This window comes from Saccharomonospora saliphila YIM 90502 (assembly GCF_000383795.1).
In the GTDB taxonomy this organism is placed as follows: domain Bacteria; phylum Actinomycetota; class Actinomycetes; order Mycobacteriales; family Pseudonocardiaceae; genus Saccharomonospora; species Saccharomonospora saliphila.
In genome coordinates, this window is sequence record NZ_KB912640.1 from 346,418 (window position 1) to 361,389 (window position 14,972).

The 14,972-nt window shown below is 70.9% G+C and carries 15 protein-coding genes; 4 read left to right on the plus strand and 11 right to left on the minus strand.

Features of this window, described 5'->3' with window-relative positions; genetic code table 11:
- The coding region (locus SACSA_RS25135) for a helix-turn-helix transcriptional regulator (RefSeq protein ID WP_198008970.1) at positions 1-406 on the plus strand (406 nt) is incomplete at its 5' end.
- A 37-nt stretch (positions 407-443) separates the two neighbouring features.
- On the opposite strand, the gene SACSA_RS0106750 is transcribed toward SACSA_RS25135, so the two are convergent.
- The 8 genes from SACSA_RS0106750 to SACSA_RS27035 all read right to left on the minus strand — a co-directional run bounded on the left by SACSA_RS0106750 (position 444) and on the right by SACSA_RS27035 (position 9,710).
- Positions 444-1,634, minus strand: coding sequence for an FAD-dependent monooxygenase (locus SACSA_RS0106750; protein WP_028661623.1), 1,191 nt, complete (start codon positions 1,632-1,634; stop codon positions 444-446).
- A 27-nt stretch (positions 1,635-1,661) separates the two neighbouring features.
- Positions 1,662-3,002, minus strand: a complete 1,341-nt coding sequence (locus SACSA_RS0106755) for a phenylacetate--CoA ligase family protein (RefSeq protein ID WP_019814460.1) — start codon at positions 3,000-3,002, stop codon at positions 1,662-1,664.
- Positions 2,999-3,754 carry an amidohydrolase family protein gene (locus SACSA_RS0106760; protein WP_232212855.1) on the minus strand — a complete coding sequence of 252 codons (756 nt, stop codon included), beginning with the start codon at positions 3,752-3,754 and terminating at the stop codon, positions 2,999-3,001. The genes SACSA_RS0106755 and SACSA_RS0106760 overlap by 4 nt, the downstream gene beginning before the upstream one ends.
- A 20-nt stretch (positions 3,755-3,774) precedes the next feature.
- Complete coding sequence (locus SACSA_RS0106765) at positions 3,775-4,893, minus strand: 3-dehydroquinate synthase II (protein ID WP_019814464.1); 1,119 nt, start codon at positions 4,891-4,893, stop codon at positions 3,775-3,777.
- Positions 4,894-4,937: 44 nt separating this feature from the next.
- Positions 4,938-5,759 (minus strand): 2-amino-3,7-dideoxy-D-threo-hept-6-ulosonate synthase, encoded by an 822-nt coding sequence (locus SACSA_RS0106770; protein WP_019814466.1) that lies wholly within the window; start codon positions 5,757-5,759, stop codon positions 4,938-4,940.
- Positions 5,760-5,786: 27 nt separating this feature from the next.
- On the minus strand, positions 5,787-7,073 hold the full coding sequence (locus tag SACSA_RS0106775) for an aspartate kinase (RefSeq protein WP_019814469.1): 1,287 nt from the start codon (positions 7,071-7,073) through the stop codon (positions 5,787-5,789).
- Positions 7,074-7,323: 250 nt separating this feature from the next.
- Positions 7,324-7,740: an AtaL-like protein gene (locus SACSA_RS0106780; protein ID WP_019814471.1), complete on the minus strand. Its 417-nt coding sequence runs from the start codon at positions 7,738-7,740 to the stop codon at positions 7,324-7,326.
- A 17-nt stretch (positions 7,741-7,757) separates the two neighbouring features.
- On the minus strand, positions 7,758-9,710 hold the full coding sequence (locus SACSA_RS27035; RefSeq protein WP_019814473.1) for a phenazine-specific anthranilate synthase component I: 1,953 nt from the start codon (positions 9,708-9,710) through the stop codon (positions 7,758-7,760).
- A 411-nt stretch (positions 9,711-10,121) separates the two neighbouring features.
- Between SACSA_RS27035 and SACSA_RS0106790 the strand changes: the two genes are divergently transcribed.
- The 3 genes from SACSA_RS0106790 to SACSA_RS0106800 are packed head-to-tail and all read left to right on the plus strand — an operon-like array spanning position 10,122 to position 12,842.
- Positions 10,122-11,360: a 3-deoxy-7-phosphoheptulonate synthase gene (locus tag SACSA_RS0106790; RefSeq protein ID WP_019814475.1), complete on the plus strand. Its 1,239-nt coding sequence runs from the start codon at positions 10,122-10,124 to the stop codon at positions 11,358-11,360.
- Positions 11,347-12,135, plus strand: coding sequence for a 2,3-dihydro-2,3-dihydroxybenzoate dehydrogenase (locus SACSA_RS0106795; protein ID WP_028661624.1), 789 nt, complete (start codon positions 11,347-11,349; stop codon positions 12,133-12,135). The genes SACSA_RS0106790 and SACSA_RS0106795 overlap by 14 nt, the downstream gene beginning before the upstream one ends.
- 44 nt (positions 12,136-12,179) lie before the next feature.
- Positions 12,180-12,842 (plus strand): isochorismatase family protein, encoded by a 663-nt coding sequence (locus SACSA_RS0106800; RefSeq protein ID WP_019814480.1) that lies wholly within the window; start codon positions 12,180-12,182, stop codon positions 12,840-12,842.
- 43 nt (positions 12,843-12,885) lie between these two features.
- On the opposite strand, the gene SACSA_RS0106805 is transcribed toward SACSA_RS0106800, so the two are convergent.
- From SACSA_RS0106805 to SACSA_RS0106815, 3 genes are read right to left on the minus strand one after another with little or no spacing between them, the layout of a single operon-like run.
- Positions 12,886-13,713: an SAM-dependent methyltransferase gene (locus SACSA_RS0106805; RefSeq protein ID WP_019814482.1), complete on the minus strand. Its 828-nt coding sequence runs from the start codon at positions 13,711-13,713 to the stop codon at positions 12,886-12,888.
- A gap of 55 nt (positions 13,714-13,768) precedes the next feature.
- Complete coding sequence (locus SACSA_RS0106810) at positions 13,769-14,335, minus strand: HPP family protein (protein WP_019814484.1); 567 nt, start codon at positions 14,333-14,335, stop codon at positions 13,769-13,771.
- Positions 14,336-14,337: 2 nt separating this feature from the next.
- On the minus strand, positions 14,338-14,805 hold the full coding sequence (locus tag SACSA_RS0106815; RefSeq protein ID WP_019814486.1) for a hypothetical protein: 468 nt from the start codon (positions 14,803-14,805) through the stop codon (positions 14,338-14,340).
- Positions 14,806-14,972 lie beyond the last annotated feature (167 nt).

Here is a 14,972-nt window from a genome sequence, read left to right on the forward strand (position 1 = left end):
GTGGGCCGCGGCGTGGGCGGCCGAGGACCTGGGCGCGCTGCTGGCGCGGACGGGCGCGCCGGGGGACGCCACCCTCCCGTTCGAGGACGCGCTGCGCCGATTCGAAGCGATCGGATGCCGACACGACGCCGCCCGGCTCCGCAGCAGGCTACGGGAACTCGGGGTGTACAAGAGACCAGCCCCGAGCACGACCTCGAACGACTCGGGTTGGGACTGTCTCGACGCCACCGAACGCACGATCGCCACGCTGGTGAGCCAAGGAATGACCAACCGGCAGGTCGCCAAACAGGTCTTCCTCTCCTCGTCCACAGTGAACTACCACTTGCGAAAGATGTTCCGGAAACTGGGAATCAACAGCCGGGTCGAACTCGCCCGGTACGCCCACGCCGGGCGCGAGGCGGATTGACCCGCGTCCCGCCCGAGCCTGCCCGCGGGATCAGGCCCTATACCGCGAAGGCGTCGTAACCGTACAGCCAGTCCTGTGTGGCCAGATCCGTGGCCTCGCGCAGTTCCGCGTCCCGCCTCCGCTGCTCCGACCCGTCCGGCAGGTGCAGCATGCCGTGGTTGCGACGCGCCCCGGCGTGCACGCGCCCGGTCCGCGCGCGCCGCACCTCGTCGTAACGCGCCAGCGCCTCCGGCACCGAAGCCGGCTCGGACACCGGGCTCAGGCAGGTGGCCAGCGCGGCGGCGTCCTCGATCGCCTGATTCGCTCCCTGCGCCAGGAACGGCAGCATCGGATGCGCCGCGTCGCCGAGCACCGTGCGGTGCCCGCGCGTCCAGGATGGCAACGGGTCTCGATCGTGCAGCGCCCACAGTCCCACCTCGTCGAGCGCGTCCAGGACCTCGCGCACGTCGGCGTGCCAATCCGCGTAGGCCGCGCGTACGTCGGCCACGTCCCCACGCGCGGTCCACGACTCCCCCGCCCACTCCCGCGCCGGAAGGGTTGCCACCACGTTGACCAGGGAGGAACCGGCCACCGGATAGACCACGCAATGCTTTCCGGGTCCGAGCCACAAACGCACGTGGGGGTCGTCGCGGTGCCGGGGAAGCCGGTCGGCGGGAACCAGCCCCCGGTACACCACCGTTCCGGAGTACCGGGGCGCATCGGCTGCCAGACCGGCACGGACGGCCGAGTGGATGCCGTCGGCTCCGATCACCACGTCGGCGTGCCTGCTGGAGCCGTCGGCGAAGCGAAGCTGGACGCCCTCGTCGTGTTCGACGACCTCCGTGCAGCGCGACCCGAGGTGCAGTGATCCCTCGGGACAGGCGGTGGCCAGGATGCGGTGGAGGTCGGCGCGGTGCACCGTGAGGTAGGGCGCCGCGAAGCGCCGTTCGCAGGCGTCCCCCAGCTCGGTCCTACCGAGCAGCGTCCCCGTGTCCCACCGGCGCATCTCCACCGCCGCGGGGCGCACCGCCACCCGGCGCAGTGGTTCGGCGAGGCCGAGGCGGTGCAGCACGCCGCTCGCATTGGGCGCGAGTTGCAGCCCGGCGCCCACCTCGCGCAGGTGTTCGGCCTGTTCGTAGACATCGCACCGCACGCCGTGCCGCTTCAGCGCCGCCACCGCGGTCAGGCCGCCGATCCCCGCGCCCACGACGGCCACCCTCAGCCCCGGCCCGTTTCCTGTACTGGACACCGCCCAGTCCTTTCTCGCCGTCGTCTCTCAGCAGTACAGCAGTGCCTTGTCCCAGCTCTCCTCCGGACCGAAGAAGCTGCGTGGTTTGACCACGTCGGCCGTGCCGGTCAGTGTGCTCTCCGGTACCAGCGAACCCGGTTCGAGCGGGAGCACCCGCACGGGCACGCCGAAGCGCGCACGCAGCAGCGAGTCCAGCTCAGCGGTAACCGCGGACCGGTGCCGCTCGGAGACCTCGACCTGGACCTGCAACTCGTCCGCGAGCGCGCGTCCGCGCCAGAACACCACGCCGTACTCGGCGGGCAGGGCGAACACGACTTCCTCGACGCTGTTCTGATCGATCAGCCGGTCAGCGACCGGGTAGCCGAAGGCCGCCCGCCCGAGCACCCGTACGGTCGGCAGCCGCCAGCCGCACGCGCACGGCTCCGTGGAAACCTCCACGTCGTCGGCGAGGTCGTAGCGCAGCAGCGGCATGGCCTCCCGGTACAGCGGGGTGACCACGAGCGTGCCCCGCCCGGAGTCACGGATCTCGCCCGTGACCGGGTCCGCCACCTCGAAGATCGCCCGGTCGGCCCACAGGTGCAGCACGCCCTCCGGGCACTCCCCCGCGAGGCTGCCGGTCTCGGTGGAGCCGTACTCCTCGACGACCGGGACGTTCCACAGCTGACTGATGCGTGCCTTCCGCGCCGTGGACAAGGGCTCCCCACCGACGAACAACGCGCGCAGCCCGGCGAAGTCCCGTCCGGGTTCCAGGCCGGTGAGCTCGGCCGACTTCGCCCACAGCAACGTCTCGGTGGGCAGTGACCAGCTCAGCGTGACTCCGAGGTCCCGCAGCACCCGCACCACACGGGAGTAGGGCATCGCCAGCGACCGGTTGTCCCCCGGGACCACGGTCGCGCCACGGCTGCGCGCGGCCGACTGCGCGAGGTGCCCGGTGACCATCAATGCGTACGGGGTGCGCACCAGGAAGGTGTCGTCGGCGGTGATGCCGGTCCACTTGCGGGCGTAGCGTTCGTTGAGGTCCACCCAGTCCTCGGTGGTGTAGTACGACGGCGTGGGCTCGCCCGCCGAGCCGCTGGACTCGTGATAGGTCGCCAGTCTGCGCCGCTCGACGGCGAGCATACCGAAGGGGTGGTTGTCCCTGAGGTCTTGTTTCGTGGTCGGTTCGAGCCGGGTCAGATCCGCCCTGGTCCGCGGGATGCCCGCGGTGCCGAACCGCGCGCGGTAGAACGGTGACCGCGCCGCCCACTCGAAGGTCGTCCGCAGCTGCGCGTCCTGCCGGTCCGCGAGTTCACTCAGATCGCTCCACCCGGTGAACTCGGTGCGCAGTGCCGTGGCGTGGTCAGAGGTGCGTGTCGTCGCCAGTGTCATCTCGCTCGTTCCCTTTCCTCTCCCAGAATTCGGAGTGCGTTGCCGTACAACACGAGGTCCCTCTCGGCCTCCGACAAGCCGAGCGCGGCGATCTTCGCCAGTTCCACCGCGTGGTCCTGCAGCGGGTATTCCGCGGCGAACAGAACGCGTTCGGCGCCGAGCCTGCGCACGGCGGCGCCCGCCACGCTCGAGTAGCCACCCGAGGTCTCGACGAGCACGTTGCCGAGTCCGCGCACGAGGTTCAGCGCGTGGAAGTCGATGTTGCCGATCCCCAGGTGGCCCAGCACGAACGTGGTACCGGGCAACGCCCGCGCGAGCTCGGCGAACTCGGCCACCCCGCAGCCCGGGCGTTGCAGGCACACCGCGTAGAAGGGGTGCCGGCACTCACCGGCCGTCTCGGCGAGCGAGCGCACCCGTTCGTCGGTCAGTGTGACGCCGTGCACCGCGGGCGAGACCTCGACACCACGGAACCGGCTCGCCCGGTCGCGGTACCGGGCGAGCGGTTCGTGCGGGTTGGCGAAGTACAACGGGACGAGCCGCCCGGGCGCCTGCGCGCAGGCAGCGAGCACGGCGTCGTTGTCGGCGCCGGTCTCGACATGCCCGCCCTCGATCAGCCACCGGGACAGCGAGTCCGGGTCCACGGTTCCTCCCGCGCACACCGCGGCCCGCCCGATTCCGTGCCGATCCATGGTGGATACCAGGGCCCGTGCGGCGTCCGGCTTCGGCGGCAACCGCGCGTGGAAGTCGAACACGCGGCCCGGATGGCACGCGGTCACTGTTCCCGGCAGAACTCGTCGATCGGGTAGCCGACGTGGCGGTCGTGCGTCGGCAGGTGCCCGAGCAGGATGTCGCCGGGTTTGAGTTCGGTGGAGTTGAACACCCCGCCGCCCGGCCCGAGCACGCGGACGTGCCAGTCGTCCTGCAGGATCAGGTTGACCATCGTGCCGTCCTTGGCCACGGCGTCCACCGCGAGCAACGGTCGTGACTCGATCTTGACGCGGCCGACGGTGACCGTACGGGTCCGTCCCTTGACGTCGACGGCGACGACCTTCTTGCCCGCGTGCAGCTCGCTGAGATAGTTCGTGCGCCCGTTCTCGCCCAGGGTGTAGGAGTGGATGGCTCCGGCGTTGACACGGAAGGGGCGCGTCGGCATGTACGGCAGAGGGTGCGTCTCACTGACGCACAGGATCATCCCCTTCGACAACGACCCCACCAGGATGCCCTCGTCCTCTCGCAGGTAGCTGCACGTGTCGATGCACGCGCGGTCCCCCATGCCGACGTGCCGGATGCCGGTGACCTCCAGCTCAGCCAGTTCGAGATCGCTGACAGCGGTCACCGCGGCGGACTTCAGCTCCGCCGACTCCCCGACCCTGCTCGGAGCGAGGAGCACACCGTCCGATCCGTGTTCGAGCACGCCATAGACGATCTCGGCCTCCTCGACGTCGCCGACCTCGGTGATGATGCTGCCCTGGGACTTGTCCGCCGCGGCCAGCACGATCTCGAGCGGAATCTTGGTCGGGTCGCGGAAGCGCAGCACACTCCATTCCTCGGTGCGTGCCGTCTCGCAGGCCCGCTCGAGCGACGGGGAGTCGATCACGTCCACGAACGCCGCGAACCGCACCGACGGGTGCCTGTGCGCCAGCTCGGCCGTGCTGCCCTGCACCACGGGATCGACGATGACGATGTCGACGGTGCCGGTGTCGATCGATTCCAGGGCGCGGTCCACATCGGTGCCGGTCGCGTCGAGCACCCGGTGTGCCGTGGGGGGCAGCGGGGCCAGATCGGCCGCCTCGCGGCTCACGATTCCGTCGACCCGGTGGTGCAGTGCCTCCTCGGTGATGGCCTCCTTGGCCTCGGTGACGCGTCCGATGTCGATCCAGCACAGCTTCATGACTTCTCCTTCTTCCGATGGCGCGTGCGAACGTGGGGGCTCGATCAGGAACCGACGGGTTCCATCGCGAGCCGGTCGAGGTGCGGCGTGGTGTCGGCGTCTTCGTGGACGGCGGAGGCCACCGAACGCGTCGTGGCGGCCACATCGGTGGACTGGAAAATGTTGCGGCCGATCGCGACCCCGGCCGCGCCCGCACGCATCACCGTTCGCACGGACGAGACGACGCCGCCGCCGTCCTCACGCCGGGCACCGCCCGCGAACAGGGCGGGCACCGGGCACCGGGCGACGACGTCAGCCACCTCGTCCGTTCTCGCGGGCAGGGGTAGCTTGACGAAATCGGCACCGAGGTCGGTGGCGACCGTCGCCGCGTGCACGATCAGATCCGCGTTTCCCGGGTCGACCTGCGGACCTCGCGGATACATCATCGCCAGCAGCGGAACACTCCAGCGGTCGCAGTCCCGCGCGACCGCCGCGAGGTCCGCGACCTGCTGACTCTCGGCGGGGGAGCCGATGTTGACGTGCACGCTCACCGCGTCCGCTCCGGCGCTGACGGCTTCCTCGACGCTCGCGACGAGGTACTTGGCGTCGGGGTCGGAGGCATGGACCGTGCTCGCGTTGAGGTGCACGATCAGCGCGGTGTCGGTGAAGACCGCGTGGTCGACCTGGCGGAGCGTGCCCTTGTGCAGCACGATGGCGTCGGCACCGTGACCGGCGACCGTGCGCACGAGACCGTTCAGGCCACCGCTCGGCGCGACGGGCCCGATCGTGATCGAGTGGTCCAACGGCACGACGAACAAGCGCTGGTCGGTGGTGCGGTTCAGACGGCGCAGCCGTAGCCGCCGTCCGAAGGTTCCGTACGAGTACACTTTCTCCTCCGTTCGGTGTGGGGCGTGTCAGCTCGCGGAGACGAGCGCGGAATCAGCCCGTTCGGATGCGCCCAGCCCGAAGGCCTCATGCAGCGCACCGACCGCGGTCGCCGTGTTCTGGTCGCGGACCAGCACCGTGCAGCGGGACTGGGTCATGGTGCAGGCCAGCGGAACGATCCGGGCCGCGCGCAGCGCGGCGAGCACATCGGCCAGGCACCGCGGCCTGCTGAGCAGGCCCGAGCCCACCAGCGACACCGTCGCCAGTGATCCGGCGGTGTCCACCCGGACCTCTCGGCCCGCGCGGCCGAACACCTCGGTGATCGTCTCGGCGAGCAGGGCCGCCACGGCCGAGGCCACCGCGAGTCCGATGGACAGCCCGCTTCCCAGGCGGGCGTCGCCGACGAACTCGGCGGGCACGCCGGCCTCGGCCAGCGCCTCGGCGACCAGCTCACGCGGGTGCGCCTGCCCTGGTTCCGGATCCGGACCGAACGCGTGGACGGTCAGGTGCGCGACGTCGCCGTCGTGCACCACGGCGTGCGCCACGGGCGCGGTTTCGATCATGCTGCTCCCTCCGCTCACGACGCGGGTACCGGGCTGGTCGCCGAAGGTGTTGCGCACCCACAGCTCGACGCCGAACAGCCGCGCCAGTTCGGCCGCCCTCGGGTGCACGACGCGCGCTCCGCCGAACGCCATCTCGCAGAGCACGTCATCACCGACCGTGGGGAACAGATGTGCGTCCGGCACGAGCGAGGGGTCGGCGCTGAACACTCCGTCCACATCGGTATTGAGAACGCACCGGGCGCGGTCGAGCGCGACCGCCAGCGCCACCGCGGTGGTGTCCGAGCCGCCCCGGCCCAGGGTCGTGACGTCGTCGTGCGCGTCGATGCCGTGGAATCCCGCGACGACCGGCACCCGGCCTGCGTCGAGTGCCTCGCGCACCCGGGAGACGTCGATCTCGTCGATCACGCCCGCGCCGTGGGCACCCCGCACCGAGATCGCTGCCTGTGCCGCGGTCAGGGAAATCGCGTCGACGCCGCGTGCGCGCAGGGCGAGCGCGAGCTGGGCGGCCGAGGCGACCTCGCCGCAGGCGAGCAACTGGTCCCGCTCGCGGCCGAGCGCGGCCGTGTGGTCGGCACCGGCGGAGAGCCGATCCGCCACGGCGACGAGCTCGTCGGTGGTATCGCCACGTGCCGAGACCACGACCGCGGGAGTTTCGCCCTGCCGCACCTGATCGTGCACCAGCGCGGCCACATGCCGCACGTTCTCGGTCGTGGCCAGCGAACTGCCACCGTATTTCACCACGATTCGGCGCATGCGTGTCACTTTCTCGAAATGGGAAGAGTCGAGAGGTCCCTTGTGCGTGCTCAACGGTAAGCGCGCACGGTGGTCGACCGAACTGTTCGTTCGACCAGTCGGCGGGGAACGGCCCGCGGGGGCCGGGTGCCACGGTGCCGCCCACTTGATCGGTATCGATTAAGTAGGCGTGTATCCCGTACGGTCACGCACGAGACCCCCGCGCCGTGGGGCGCGGGGGTCTCGCTTCCTGCGGTGGCGCGGCCCGGCGTCAGCCCTGGTGGCCCGCGAGTCCGGTGACGATGGGCTCAACCGTGCTGCCGAAGTAGTCGTGTGTGCCCCGCAGCCACTCGACGTCACCGAAAGCGCGTTCGGTTCCCTGTTCGGATAACGTGACGCGGAGGGTGAACTCGATGGTGTCTCCGGAAAGGATGAGCAAGTTCTCGATCGCCGACAGATCCGGGTCGTCGATCTGGTCGAACCGGAATTGCTCGCCCGAAAGGACCAGCACGCGTTCGCGCAGTCGGGTTCCGTCCGGCAGTTCGATCCTCCGCAGGAATCCGTCCTCGTGCTCGGACAGCACCTCGCAACCGACGATCGCGGGGACGTAGGCCATCGGGGCGCGGGCCTTCTGCGCCAGGCGTTCGCGGCAGCCCTCCCATTGATCCGGGGTAGCCGCCACGGACATCGTATGCGTAATAGTGATCATCGCCGTCCTTCCGTCATCGCCTCGCGCCCGGCGGGCACGCGCTCATCGAGCAGAGCCGCGGTCGCCGTGCGCAGGATCGAGAGCCCGTCCCGGGACAGCACCGACTCCGGATGGAACTGCACCGAACGCAGTCCCCGGGCACGGAGGCCGTGCACCTCGTTCGACGCGGGGTCACGGGCCACCTCGACGACACCATTGGGAACCACGGCCTCGACAGTGTCGAGCAGCGACACCGCGGTGTAGGTGTTGTAGAAGCCGACGCGCGCGGGCCTGCCGAAGTAGTCGATTACCCGCTGCGCACCCTGGCTGGGTACGGGCTTGCGGGTGAGCTTGAAGCCCAGCACCGCGGCCAGGGCCTGGTGCCCGAGGCACACCCCGAGTAACGGCGTGCGGCCGAGCAGGTCGCGGGCCAGGGCACGCAACCGCGCGATCTTCGGGTCGTGCGCGTCGGTCGGGTCACCGGGACCCGGCCCCAACACCACGAGGTCGAATCCCGTGACGTCGGTGACCTTGGCGTAGTCGAGCGTGCGCACCTCCAGCCCGCAGTGCCGCAACTGGTGGTCCAGCATGCCGGTGAAATGATCTTCGGCATCGACAACCAGCGCCCGGGCTCCCCGCCGTGCGTGGCGCCGCCCGGAGGGCGAGAACCAGAACCCCGCCAGGCCGGAGTTGCGGGCGGCGAGCGCCTCCGTGACACGGGGGTCGAGACTCAGGCCGGGTACCCGGCCCGCGGACGTGCGCGCGCCCGGGGCCGCTTCGCCGATCCCGAGCGCGGCAAGCATGCCCGCAGACTTCGCCCATGTCTCGCGCGCCTCGGCCGCGGGATCGGAGTGCCGCACCAGGGTCGCCCCCACACCGAGGTCGAGCGCCCCGGTGGCGTCGATCTCGGCCGTGCGGATGAGGATCGCCGAGTCCAGGATACGGCGCCGAGCATGGTCTCTGCCGACCAGCGCGAGGACACCGCTGTAGTAGCCGCGGCCCCGCCGCTCGTGGCGTGAGACCACGCGAAACGCGCTCTCCAGAGGGGAGCCCACCACTGTGGGCGCGAACAGCGTCTCACGCAGCACCTCGGCCACACCGCGGTCGGTCGTTCCACTGAGGAAGTACTCGGTGTGGGCCAGCCACGGCATCTCCCTCAAGAACGGCCCCCGTACTCGCACACCCGGCGAGCACAGCCTGGCCATCATCTTCAACTCCTCGTCGACGACCATGTAGAGCTCGTCGGTCTCCTTGTCATCGGAGAGGAAGCGCAGCACATCGCCGGGATCCGGATCGCCGTCCGGATACCGGTAGGTCCCACTGATCGGGTTCATCGTCATGGCTCCGCCGGACAAGGTCACGTGCCGTTCGGGCGTGGCGCCGACGAGCATGTGGTCGCCCAGCCGCACCAGAAACGTCCAGTAGCTGCCCACCGCCTTGGACAGCAAGGCACGGAACGTCGCTAGCGCCGCCCTCGGAGAGAAATCGTCGATCCGGGCGCGAAACGAGCGCTTGAGCACGAAGTTGGCGCCCACGCCCCTGCCGATCTCCTGCTCGATCACCTGTGCCACCGCGTCGGCGTAGTCGTCGTCACCGGCCTCGAAGCCCGCCTGGCTCACCCGCAGCGGGTCGTCGGGCAGGGTCGCCAGCGCGTCGTCGAGTGGGATCACGTTGTCGTCGCGCACCGCGAGGGCTCTCAGCGGTGCCGCGTCGTCGACGCATTCGAACCCACGCTCGGCCGCCTGCCGGAACGGCACCGCCACCAGGAGCTCGTGCCCTTCCCGAGACCCCGGTCCGTGCTCTCCTCCGCCGGCGAGAGCGTCGAGCTCGTCGAGGTGGTCCAGCTCCACCACGTCGCCGAAGAGCATCTCGACGCGGTCGCCTCCGGTCGCGTGCGGACGGTGCAGCACCGCCCAGCCGCGAGCGGTCTCGGCGCGTCGCCACAGCGTGGCGGGATCCGTCGCTCCCATGACAGGTACTCCTCGCTCGTGCGCGGCACGACCGGCTCGGTCGCGGGTACGGACCGACCTTCGTCCCCACCGGGACACGAGGCAACTACTCGTTCACGTCACCGCGATCGACCAGATCGGACGAGACCTACGTCACAGTGACTGTTCCACTCGGGTGCGTGCTCACCGACCGCACAGCCGGAAGGGGAGCAGGCAGGCAGACCACGCCCCCGGCCACTCGTGCGACGCGAGTTCGCGGCCCGTCGCTCCCGGGCCCCGCCAACGCGTCCGGGCGTCCACCCCGCCCGCGCGGGCCGCCGGACTGCTCGTCCGCACAGTTCCCGAGGACTCGGACCGCGCTCGACAATCTGCTGGGCGTGCCGTTGTCCCGGCACGCTCCACACGCCGCCAGCGAAAAGAGACACGAAAACCATGGAGTTAAAGGATTCGACCACGCCCACCGACCCGCTCGACGACGAGGCGGACTGGTTGAGCCTGCCCGCTCGACAACAGCCGGACTGGCCTGCCGGGGCGCCGGTCGAGGTCGTTCGCCGCACACTGCGGGCACTTCCCGCCGTCGCGGAATGGCATGAGATCGAGACACTCCGCGCCCTGCTCGCCGACGTGGCGGCCGGTGAGGCGAGATTGATCCAGGCAGGCGACTGTGCGGAAGACCCGGCACAGTGCACACCGTCGTGGGTCTCGGCCAAAGCCGCGCTCGTCGAGGGCCTCGCCGACGTGCTGGACCCCGAGGGCGGCGCCGTCGTGCGTGTCGGCCGCATCGCCGGTCAGTTCGCCAAGCCGCGCTCCCAGAGCTGGGAGGAGGTCGGCGACATGCTGGTGCCGGCGTTCCGGGGGCACGCCGTCAACGCGCACGAGGCCGGCCCCGAGACACGGCGGCCTGACCCCCATCGTCTGCTGAGCTGTTATCACGCGGCGCTGGACGCCGCCACCACGCTGCGGGAACGGGCGGCCGGGGCGGGGCCGCGTCCACAGCGCCGGGTCTGGACCAGTCACGAGGCTCTGCTGCTCGACTACGAGGTCCCGTTCCTCCGCCGCGACCCGTGGAACCGGCCGCTACTGACCTCCACCCACCTGCCGTGGGTCGGAGAACGGACCAGGGAACTCGACGGCGCACACGTCCGACTGCTGTCCGCTGTGGTCAACCCGGTGGCCTGCAAGATCGGTCCGCGGACGACACCGGACGAGATCACCGAGCTGTGCGCGCGGCTGGACCCGGAACGCGAGCACGGCAGGCTGACCTTGATCGCGCGACTCGGTGCCGACCGGACGGCCGAGGTGCTTCCCGGTCTGGTCGAAGCCGTGCGGGGCGCCGGGCACCCCGCGATCTGGTTGTGCGATCCCATGCACGGCAACACCATCACCGCACCCGACGGGCGCAAGACGCGGCTGCTGTCGAGTATGCGCCGGGAGGTCGCCCTGTTCCGGGAGGTCCTCGACGCGGGCCGCGTGCGGGCGGCAGGCCTCCACCTCGAGGTGACCCCCGAGGCGGTCGGCGAGTGCGTCGCCGACGAGGACGAACTCGACCGGGTGGGCGAGCCCGCCTACTCCACCGCATGCGATCCCCGCCTCAGCGACGAACAGGCCACCGAGCTGGCCCGGGAGTTCCGGACCGCCGGGACCGGGAAGGTGCACCGTGTCCGGAGCTGACGACGAACGCCGTGTGTGTCTGGTGACCGGAGCCGCGGGCGGAATAGGCCTGGCCGTGGCGCGACTGCTCGCCCGGGACGGAGCGGTCGTGGCCGCGTCCGACCAGCGAGCGGAAGAGCTCGACGCGGCCGTGCGGAGCCTGCGCGACGAGGGCCTCGACGTGCGGCCGGTCACGGCCGACGTCAGCGACAGCGAGTCGGTGGAGAAGGCGGTGGAACACGTGGAGACGGCCGTCGGGCCGATCGCCTGCCTCGCGCACGCCGCGGGTGTGTTGCACCCCGCCGACCTGCTCTCCACCTCGGACGAGGCATGGGCGCGGACCATGGCGGTCAACACCACCGGAGCCTTCTACGTCTGCCGGGCCGTCGCGCGGCGCATGGTCCCGCGCCGACGGGGAGCGATCGTCACCGTGGCGTCGAACGCCGCGGGCGTGCCCCGCGCCGGAATGGGCGCCTACGCCACGTCGAAGGCGGCGGTCACCGCGTTCACCAAATGCCTCGGCCTGGAACTGGCCCAGCACGACATCCGGTGCAACGTGGTCGCACCGGGTTCGACCGACACCGCGATGCTGCGCGCCCTGTGGGACTCGGCGGGCGGGGACCGGCGACGCACCGTGGACGGTGATCCCGCGCACTTCCGTGTGGGCATTCCGCTGGGCAAGGTCGGCTCCGCCGAGGATGTCGCCGAGTCGGTGCGCTTCCTGCTCTCCGACCAGGCGGCGCAGATTACGATGCAGGATCTTTATGTCGACGGTGGTGCGGCGCTCGGCGTGTGAGCGGGCCACACCACCCTGGAATCCGGACCCGAAAGGGGATTGCCGTGGGAATCGGCGACATCAGCCCATACACCCCGCCGCGTCTGCCCGATGGTGAGCGCGGACCGCGACACTGGCGTCCCGAGCCCGAGCGGCTCGCGCTGTTGATCCACGACATGCAGAGATACTTCCTCCGCCCGTTCTCCACGACGGAGTCCCCGTACCGGGAGATGCTCGACAATCTCGTCGCCGTGCGCGCGCGCTGCGCCGAGTGGGGCGTGCCCGTGTTCTACACCGCCCAGCCGGGGTCGATGACCGACGAGCAGCGGGGCCTGTTGAAGGACTTCTGGGGGCCCGGGATGGCCGCACGGGCCGAGGACAGGGAGATCGTCGCGGAACTCGCGCCCGGAGACGGCGACGTGGTGCTGACCAAGTGGCGCTACAGCGCGTTCTGCCACACCGACCTGCTGTCCCGGCTGGCCGCGGCGGGGCGCGACCAGATTCTGCTCGGCGGCGTCTACGCCCACGTCGGATGTCTGGCCACGGCCATCGACGCGTTCTCGTACGACATCCAGCCCCATCTCGTCTCCGATGCCGTCGCCGACTTCGGCGAGCCGGAGCACCGGTTCGCGCTGGAGTACGCGGCCCGCCGGTGTGCCCGCGTGCTGGACACCTCGGAACTCCTCGCCGAGCTGGGCTCGGCATCGCCCGCCGGGGCGGCGCTGTGACCGGTCGCCGATCGGCCTCGACGGGCCGCGACGGCCGGGCTCGTCAGGGTTTGTGCGCCACGCCTCCGAGCATGAGGTGCTCCTCGGGCCACGCCTCGCGCATGCGCGGCCCGTCGGGCCACCAGTCGTCGAGCTCGACCAGCCCCGGAGGCACCATGTCCAGACCCCCGAAATAGGAGGCGATCGCGTCGCGACCCCGCCACCATCCGGTGCCCATACCCGCCTCACGGACCTGGTGTTCGAGAGCGCGGGCGCGGCGGTGCAGCTCGGGGTCCTCGTCTTCGGGGTCCCAGAAGTGCGTCAGCGCCACGTACGAGCCGGACGGCAACGCGTCCACGTACGCACGCATCAGGGCGGCGGGATCACGCTCGTCGGCGACGTGGTGCAGAGTGCCGATCTGCATGAGTACCAGCGGGCGGGACAGGTCGAGATGTGCCGTGATCTCCGGATTCGCCAGGAGATCGGCGGGCTCGGTCAGGTCCGCCTCCACGAAGTGGGTGCGCTCGTTCTCCTCGAGAAGAGCGCGGCCGTGCGCGTTGCAGATCGGGTCGTTGTCGACGTAGACCACCCGCGCCCCGGGGTTACTGTGCTGGGCGACTTCGTGGGTGTTCTGCACCGTCGGCAGGCCGCTGCCGAGGTCGAGGAACTGGTCGACGCCCACCCGCCCGGCGAGGTAGCGCACCACCCGCACGAGGAAGTGGCGGTTCATCCGGCTGACGTCCCCCTGATAGGGCGCGACCGCGCGGATCTGCTCGAAGACCTCGCGATCCACCGCGTAGTGGTCCTTGCCGCCCAGGCTGGCGTCGTACACGCGGGCGATGCTCGGCTTGTTCGTGTCGAGCCTGGCGGAAGGCGGGCGCTCGTCCTGCACGGCGGGATCTCCTCGTGAGTGGTCTCCTCGGTGATCACCCACTCTGCCACGTTCGTCACTGTTGGTCACGAGCCGGGATGAGGGCCTGCCGCACCCCGAGGGCCCGGTTGAGCGCCACGCCGACAACCGTGACCAGCACGACTCCCACGACGACCGCGAGCAGCTCGCCCACCGTGGTGAGCAGTCCGAGGCTGATCAGCAGGGTCGTCGCCCCGGCCGGTGGATGTGGACAGCGCAGCGCGAGCAACACGAACGCCGTGAGCGCCACCGCGGTCGCCGCTGCGGCAACCCTCGGTGGAGTGAGCCCCTCGGCGAGCACGGCGGGTTCGTCCGCAAGGCCGAAGGCCCACAGCGCGCCCACGCCCACCAGGATCGCGACGGCGTGCCCGACCAGCGTGCAGAGCGCACTGGCGGAGCGCCGCAGCGGCGACTCGAAGAACAGCATCACGGTCGGCCCGAGGCTGGGGAACACGTACGGCCTGCCGACGGCCAGTCCCACCACGCCGACGACGGCCACCACCACCGCGCACAGCACGAGTGCGTAGGCGGCCGTGCCGAGCCAGCCCGCGCGGCGGCGAACCGCGGCGAGTACGTCGACACGGGCACGCGGACGTGCGGACATGCTCACCCCGCCGCTATCAGCGCCTGCGGCGCGCTCTGTGTGATGCGGGTGCGCAGCCAGGCCAGCGCCGACCGCGTGTCGGCCACGGACACGTCGGTGATCCGCAGCAGGTCGCGATCGCGCAGGGCCTGCGCCGCCTGACCGACGGCGGTCCAGGTGATCTCCACGAGAGTGGCCCGCACCACGAGGTTCTGCAGGTCCCACACCAGCCCGGCGCCCGACCCGCGCGGGGGCCCGGGAAGGGCGGCGCCCGGGGTGGACACCACGGGGGACTCGTCGAGAACGACCTCGCCGTAGTGGCGCACCACCGGTTCCAATCTGCGGAGATGGGCGCGGCCCAGCTCGGCGAAGCGCGAGGTGAGGGCCACCACGTCGGGTTCGCCCGGATGGCCGTCGGCGACCTCGGTCAACGCGTCGGCGAGCGCGGTCTCCGCGGTCACCAGCAGGGCGAGGTGCTCCGGCAGGCGCATGGGTGGCCTCCTCAGCGGCGTAGGTCCGTCACCGGCCGTGGGTGGCGTGGTGCGGGAGGTTCGGCGTGTGCGCGGGAGTCGGCGGTGGTGCCGGTGGGGCGGTGGGTTCGACCTCCTCGGTGACGCGGTCCGCGCCGGCGTCCTCGGTGGCGGGGACCGCGCCTGCG